Source organism: Streptomyces sp. NPDC104309, from assembly GCF_055584025.1.
Window position 1 is genome coordinate 38,165 of record NZ_JBVJMV010000056.1, and the last position, 6,000, is coordinate 44,164.

The window sequence follows — 6,000 nt, forward strand, 5'->3', positions numbered from 1 at the left end:
CGAGTTCCACCGTTCGCTACACAGACCCGTTCCTGGTGTCGGGGTGCTGTCGGGCAGCATGGGGCGATGAACTCGGATGAGCCGGTGCCTCGGGAGTTGAAGATCCTCGATACGGCCTCGCTGCTCAGGCTGGAGGAGCGGGCATGGGGGCTCAGCCTCAACCAGCGGCTGGACCCGGCATGCGTGCAGGCGAATGCAGCACCCGATGGGACCCACTACCTGTGGCCAGCCCTGTGGAACAGCCCGCCCCATCGCCCCGGCATCCCCCGCCAGTTGCGGTGCGAGCTGCTCATCGAGCTTCGTGCGGGAGACCGCGTGATGAGTCTGCTGGACGTCTTGCCTGACGACTTCGCCCCTCTGCCGAGAGTGACCTCGCGTGACGAGGGCATGCAGGTCAGCCAGCTCCTGGATCGTGCGCCGAGTGTCAGGGAATGGCTACTGGACAGGAGCGTCCCGGGCCAGCCGTGACAGGCATCGCCAGCAGATGAGCGCGCATCCGAGGCTCAGGAAGGCTTCGTGGATGTCGTCACGTATCTCCCAGCGGATCCGCAGGCGGCGGAACCAGTGCAGGTGAGCGAATGCACCTTCCACGACCCAGCGTTGGGTGCCCAGGCCGGAGCCGTGTTCGGTCAGCTGCGAGCGGGGCGGCCGCGGTGACGACGATGCCCATCACGACCACCGCATCCCGAGCTGATCGAGGTCTGTCCGGCGTTGTTCGGCGAGTTTGGCGGCGCGTTTGCGGACGTTGTCGAGCCAGGTGCCGAGCTTGACCGCCACGGGTCCGTCAGCACCGGCTTGACGGCCTGTCAGGCCGTTCTCCGTCTCCAGGTGCTCGGCATGCTTGCGGGGTACCTGCAGGTGTCCTTCACGGACGTGGAACTGCCGTGTCGCCGTGAGGTTGAGGGCCCACATGGTGTCCTGCGTCCGCTTCACCGGCCGTTCGTCTTGGCGTCCTTTCCGGCGGCGATCTGGGAGGCGCGGGCGCTCGCAGCGGAGACACTGGCGCTGTTGGCGGATGCGATGGCGCTTCGGGCAGCGTCGATGGCCCGGTTGGCGGAGTGATTCGCCGAACGGGCAGCGCTCCGTGCTGTCGTGGCGGCGGCCTTGGCTTTGTCTGCGGAGGCTCGGGCGGCTGCGGCGGACTGCGGCATCGGCGTTGTCGGCGGCCTGCCTGGCGCTGGCCTTCGCCTCGTTTGACGCGGTGATTGCCTTGTTGGCCCAATCCTGAGCTTCGGCTGCGGCGTTGCGGGCCAGCGCGGCCACCTGTGATGCCAGCGCCGCGTTCTCCTGGGCTTCCTGGGCGAGCCGCTGCCGGATCACGACGACACCGAGCCGACCCGGCCCGGCGAACAGCACATCCTGCAACCAGGCACCTCAGCCTGGTCAGGAATCGGATCCACCGGGAGAGGACCCGACCTGTACGACACGGCCGGCCCGATACCTACCGGGCCATCGACGGCCTCGTCTCCGACCGCAACACCACCGCCTGACAAAACCACCAGTAGACGGCCGGGGAGTGCTTCATCACCGCCGCACTCCTCGACATCCCCGACACACTGCCACTCGTCCACGTGGTCAGCTGCGGCCACCCGCCCCCCTTGCTGCTGCGCGGCCGGCAGGTCTCCGCACTGCACGCCACCCGCCCCGCACCGCCGCTGGGCCTGGGCGAACTGACCGCTGCCACCCACCACGTCGACACCCTCACCTTCGAACCCGAAGACCTGCTGCTGCACACCGACGGAGTGATCGAGGCCCGCGACGCTGAAGGCGACTTCTACCCGCTGACCGAACGCGCCGCCTCCTGGACCCTCCACAGCCCTACCGCGCTGATCCACCACCTGCGAACCGACCTGCTCGCCCACGTCGACGGCCACCTGACCGACGACGCCGCCGTAATCGCCCTCCAGCACACCCCCGCCAGACACCCGCCGCAGTGGCTCCCACCCACGACAACGCCTGAATGACCGGGGCGGGGCCCGTGTGGCGGCCCTGACCCCCGCCCGGCGTCAGGGCCGTCGTCGTGCCTTCAGCGCTGCACGGGCGGTCGTCTCGTCCAGGAGGATGCCGAACTCCTCCAGCGCGATCCGGCAGACGTCACCGGCGTCGGCGGGCTGGCCCTCGGTGCGGCGGGCGTGGGCGAGTTCGGCCGCGCCAGCGGCGAGGACCTTTTCCCGCCGGGCGGCGTCCGGATCGTTCAGCACCGCCAGGACCTGGCGCCACAGCGTCACTGGCCGCTCCCGTCCCTGATGGCCGGCACCGCGGCGGCCGGTTCGCCTACTCGCCGTCACTTCGCGCGTCGCTGTCGCGACCGGGACGGCGGGGTGCTCTGCCAGAGTTTCGCAGAATCCCGCCTGTGTGGGGGAGTTCGGTGACGGGTTGCGGGGTCGGGCGGGGCAGGCCGAGTTGTTCCCGCGCGGCATGCACCGCGGCGACCCGGTGGTCACCTTCCGGACCCCAGTCGAACAGCTCGCAGACTTGCTCCGGTGTGGCGAGGAGCCGGGCGTAGCTGGCCAGACGACCTGCCATGCGCACGCGAGCGCACGGGCCGGGCTGCTGGGCGGCGCTGTCGTCGTACAGGTATCCGAGGTGGAGCAGCTGTTCACCGATGCGGGCGTTGGCTTCTTCGGCGGTTTCGCGACGCAGGGCCGCGGACGGGTTCCCGTGGTCTCCCGGATCGACAGTGCCGCCGGGCAGGCACGCCGATCCGGTGTCGGTGCCGATCAGGACCAGGACGCGGCCATCGGGTGCGAAGAGCCATCCCTAACTTTGCCGGACGGGGAGGCCCCTTGGGACCGTTGCGCTGTGCCAGGACCAGCGTTGGGGTTTCCGGGCGGTGCCAGGACTTTGTATTGGTCCAGTGGCGCCGGGTCCAGGGGGCGGCCGTCTTCGAGCAGGGCGGTGGTGCCGTTGATGCGTGCTCGGAGCGCGGACAAAGTACGGCGTGCGTCTCCTGGTTTCATGATGTCCGGGAGCCTGGCGGGTTCGACGAAGTCGATCGCGACGATCTCGCGGTCGGGCAGGCGGACTGCGGCGATCTGCTCGGCGTTCCAGGTGCCGCCGTCGTACACGAACAGGACTTCGCCAGGGAAGCGGGTCTCCGCCGAGTATCCGGGGGTGCTGGAGGGGATCCAGTCAACGGCGAGTCCCCGGGTGTACTGAACGGTGACACCGAGTTCTTCCAGGGCTTCGCGCGCGGCGGCCCGGGAAGGCGATTCGTGGGCGTCGACGGCACCGCCGTTATGAACAGTTCGCATGTCGCAGAGCCCCTGTTATCTCACCGGCTGGGGCCATGATCCCGGGGAGGGCGATTTCCATCGGAGCGTGGGTGTCTCAGCGAACGTGCGGACCGTGCCCTCTCCGGAGAGCTCCCCCTCGCGTACTTAGGGTCGACTGGAAGAAGTACGCCCCCGGCGGCCACGCTCAGTGATCACACAGGCTTTCAGTATCAGGGCCGTGTGTTCTGCGTGGGCAGTGCGCGCAGTGTGGGCCATCGTTCCAACAGGCGTACGGCCAGAGCCGCGCTGAGGTGACCGAGTGCGTGCAAATGGTCGTGGTCGCGGGTCAGGTCGGCGACTACGCCAAGCCGGTGGACGAGGCGTTCTCGGGCGGAAACGTAGCCCCACTCGAAGTCCTCCACAGGTACCCGTGCGAGGTGGTCGACGGACTCGCGGTGGGCGCGTTCGACGAGTGCGTCGCCACGGATCAGCCAACCGGCGCAGGCGTCGGCAAGATCGCCGGGAACGTCCCTGCCGGTGAGGCCGCGCCAGGTGGCACGGTAGACGGCCTCGGCTTCCGCGAGTGGCGCAGCCGTGACAGACATTGCGCACCAGCATGTTGGGAAACCGATGCGGAGGTAGGCGAGTTCCACCAGGCCGTTGCCCAGCGACGCCTGCTCGAAGTCGACGAAGTGGACGCCGGCGGCGGTGCGCAGGTCGTTGCCGGGGCAGGCGTCTCCGTGCAGCAGCGCATGGTGGGGCGCTGGGTCGAGCCGGTCGATCAGGCCGGCGAGTTCATTCGGTACCCCGGGTGGGACGGGGACGTCAAGGGCCTTGGCGAGTGAGAGGAAGGACTCGGCGTCGGCGACCGTCGGTCCGGACCAGGCGGGGAGCGTTCCCGTGTCGGCCGGCCCGGTGAGCGTGTGCAGCCGGGCGAGGGACTCGGCGTAGCCGGGCAACCAGTCGTCGGCCACGCCGAGGTCGTCCAGGTGTTCCAGGACCATCACGCGTGCCGCCGCGTCCGTTCCAAGCAGTGCGGGTGCGACGGTCGGCCGGGTCGCCCGTGCGGCGAGCCGCAACGCGGTGACCTCCCGCGCATAGCGCGCATCCGCGTCGCGCCCGGTTCCACCTCCGTCGGCGATCTGCTTGACGATCACCCGGCTGCCACCGCGCAGCTCGACCCGCCACACCCGGGAGCGCGGGCTGCTGTCCAGGAGAGTGGCCTCCCTGGGGGAGCCCAACGCGGAACGCAGCTCGTCGCTGATCGGCACCCGGGTCGGCATGGCGGTCAGCGTAGGGCAATGTCACCTGTGGCGCCATCACGATCCAGATCGCCCTCGCCCCCGCCGCGGACGGGGTCCGCACAGGTGTGGTCACCGCTTCCGGCGGGTGGACAGCGGGTCGAGGGCTGCGAACTGGATGCCTTACCGATGAGCCAGGATCTCGGCCGCCGTGCGGGGTTATGCGCCACCGTTCAGAGCAGTGAAACGGTTCTTCTGCTGCTTGCTCAGCTTCGTCTTCAGCTCGATGTTCTCGTGGTAAAGGTTGGCCGTCACTGTGGCCAGGGCATCGAGCTTGCTCTGCAACTCGGTGACCTTCTGGCTGGCTTCTCTGAGTTTTCCCTTCAGCTCAGCGATGGTTTCGTCGCGCTGACCTCGCCGGGCGTACGGAGGACTGGTTGCGGGATACGGGCGTTCCACTCGGCGAGGATGTCCTCGGCCCGGTGGACGCTGGCGTGGCTGCCCTGGGCTTCGCGGGCCAGATTCTCCTTGGTGAGCGCGCCATCGCTGTGCAGAGGCTCTCCGGCCAGCAGCCGGGCCATGGCTTCCCGGAGCTTGGCGGCGGTGGCTGCGGACACCGGCATCAGATGTTCTCCTTCAGCTTGTCGATCTGCGCGGTGGCAGAGCGGACCTCGGCGAGCCGGGTCTGGGCTTGCTCTCGCAGCGGCTTGGAGAGCTTCTTCTTCAAGAACTCCACCAGGTCGGCCTCCTCCATGCGCCAGATCCGCTCATGCGACAAGGTGAGGACGGAATTGCAGCAACGGGACGGTTGGCAGGCGCCCAGCAGCGGGGCCTGGCCGCGCTGAGCAGGCGGGAGTTGGTTCTGGCACTCCGCGGTGGGTGCGTTCCACAGGCAGTGGTTGACCGTGCCCAGGTGGAGGTTCGCGAACTTGTCCCGCAGGAGGGTGATCTCCAGCCGCTCATCTGCGACGTGGGCCCGCAAGGTCGAGTTCGCCTCGATTGCGGCGTTGATCTTGTCGAGCCCGGCGTGGAAGCGGGTTGCACCTGGGCCGACCGCGATGGTGGCCCCGGTCCGGCGGGCCTGGAGCAGCCCCACCAGCTTTTGCGCTGCTGCGGTCTGCAGATCGGTGTCGAACTCCTTCGCCCACTTGGCATCGAGTTTGCAGTAGGCGCCGGTAAGGCGATTGGCCAGCGCCCTACGCGCGGCGTGCTTGAGCTGGATCCCCAGGGCGATATCGCCGTCCGGCTGCTGGCTGGCGATGATCGACATGGTCCTTCGGAACATGTGCGGACGTACCCGCCCTGGAGGGATCTCCTCCACGCCAGTGAGGTGCCGGGTGGCGTTCGCTGCCCGGAACCGAAGCGCCCGTCATCCCCCTGGGCACCGGGGCCACGGTCACCGCGCTCAGAGAGGCCCAACGCCGCGCCATGCTCAACCGACTCACCCTCCTAGTAGTACTTCGTTAGGTTGCGCTTCTGTGGTGGCGGCGTTGTCGTTGTGTGTTTGGGTAAGTCGCGGTGGCAGGTGGGGCATTGGCCGGTCC

General features: G+C 68.7%; 9 protein-coding genes and 1 pseudogene. 2 read left to right on the plus strand and 8 right to left on the minus strand.

What is annotated here, in order from left to right; genetic code table 11:
- The first annotated feature begins 66 nt into the window (after positions 1-66).
- Positions 67-468 carry a hypothetical protein gene (locus ACZ68L_RS41215; protein ID WP_469588512.1) on the plus strand — a complete coding sequence of 134 codons (402 nt, stop codon included), beginning with the start codon at positions 67-69 and terminating at the stop codon, positions 466-468.
- Here the strand turns inward: ACZ68L_RS41215 and ACZ68L_RS41220 are convergent.
- Positions 436-630, minus strand: a pseudogene (locus ACZ68L_RS41220) (hypothetical protein); the annotation flags it as partial. The gene ACZ68L_RS41215 and the pseudogene ACZ68L_RS41220 overlap by 33 nt on opposite strands.
- A 39-nt stretch (positions 631-669) precedes the next feature.
- Complete coding sequence (locus ACZ68L_RS41225) at positions 670-1,356, minus strand: helicase associated domain-containing protein (protein WP_469588542.1); 687 nt, start codon at positions 1,354-1,356, stop codon at positions 670-672.
- A 167-nt stretch (positions 1,357-1,523) separates the two neighbouring features.
- Between ACZ68L_RS41225 and ACZ68L_RS41230 the strand changes: the two genes are divergently transcribed.
- Positions 1,524-1,964, plus strand: a complete 441-nt coding sequence (locus tag ACZ68L_RS41230) for a PP2C family protein-serine/threonine phosphatase (RefSeq protein ID WP_469588544.1) — start codon at positions 1,524-1,526, stop codon at positions 1,962-1,964.
- 42 nt (positions 1,965-2,006) lie between these two features.
- Here ACZ68L_RS41230 and ACZ68L_RS41235 read toward each other — a convergent pair whose 3' ends face one another.
- The 6 genes from ACZ68L_RS41235 to ACZ68L_RS41260 all read right to left on the minus strand — a co-directional run bounded on the left by ACZ68L_RS41235 (position 2,007) and on the right by ACZ68L_RS41260 (position 5,726).
- Complete coding sequence (locus ACZ68L_RS41235; RefSeq protein ID WP_469588514.1) at positions 2,007-2,228, minus strand: hypothetical protein; 222 nt, start codon at positions 2,226-2,228, stop codon at positions 2,007-2,009.
- A 46-nt stretch (positions 2,229-2,274) separates the two neighbouring features.
- The gene (locus ACZ68L_RS41240; RefSeq protein ID WP_469588547.1) at positions 2,275-2,730 is read right to left on the minus strand and encodes an NUDIX hydrolase; all 456 of its coding nucleotides are present in this window, start codon (positions 2,728-2,730) and stop codon (positions 2,275-2,277) included.
- Positions 2,721-3,254 (minus strand): NUDIX domain-containing protein, encoded by a 534-nt coding sequence (locus ACZ68L_RS41245; protein WP_469588517.1) that lies wholly within the window; start codon positions 3,252-3,254, stop codon positions 2,721-2,723. The genes ACZ68L_RS41240 and ACZ68L_RS41245 overlap by 10 nt, the downstream gene beginning before the upstream one ends.
- 191 nt (positions 3,255-3,445) lie before the next feature.
- Entirely contained in the window at positions 3,446-4,498 is a 1,053-nt protein-coding gene (locus ACZ68L_RS41250; RefSeq protein WP_469588520.1) for a phosphotransferase family protein, read from the minus strand.
- Between the two features lie 341 nt (positions 4,499-4,839).
- Positions 4,840-5,079 carry a hypothetical protein gene (locus ACZ68L_RS41255; protein WP_469588522.1) on the minus strand — a complete coding sequence of 80 codons (240 nt, stop codon included), beginning with the start codon at positions 5,077-5,079 and terminating at the stop codon, positions 4,840-4,842.
- Complete coding sequence (locus ACZ68L_RS41260; RefSeq protein ID WP_469588525.1) at positions 5,079-5,726, minus strand: hypothetical protein; 648 nt, start codon at positions 5,724-5,726, stop codon at positions 5,079-5,081. The genes ACZ68L_RS41255 and ACZ68L_RS41260 overlap by 1 nt, the downstream gene beginning before the upstream one ends.
- Between the last annotated feature and the right edge of the window lie 274 nt (positions 5,727-6,000).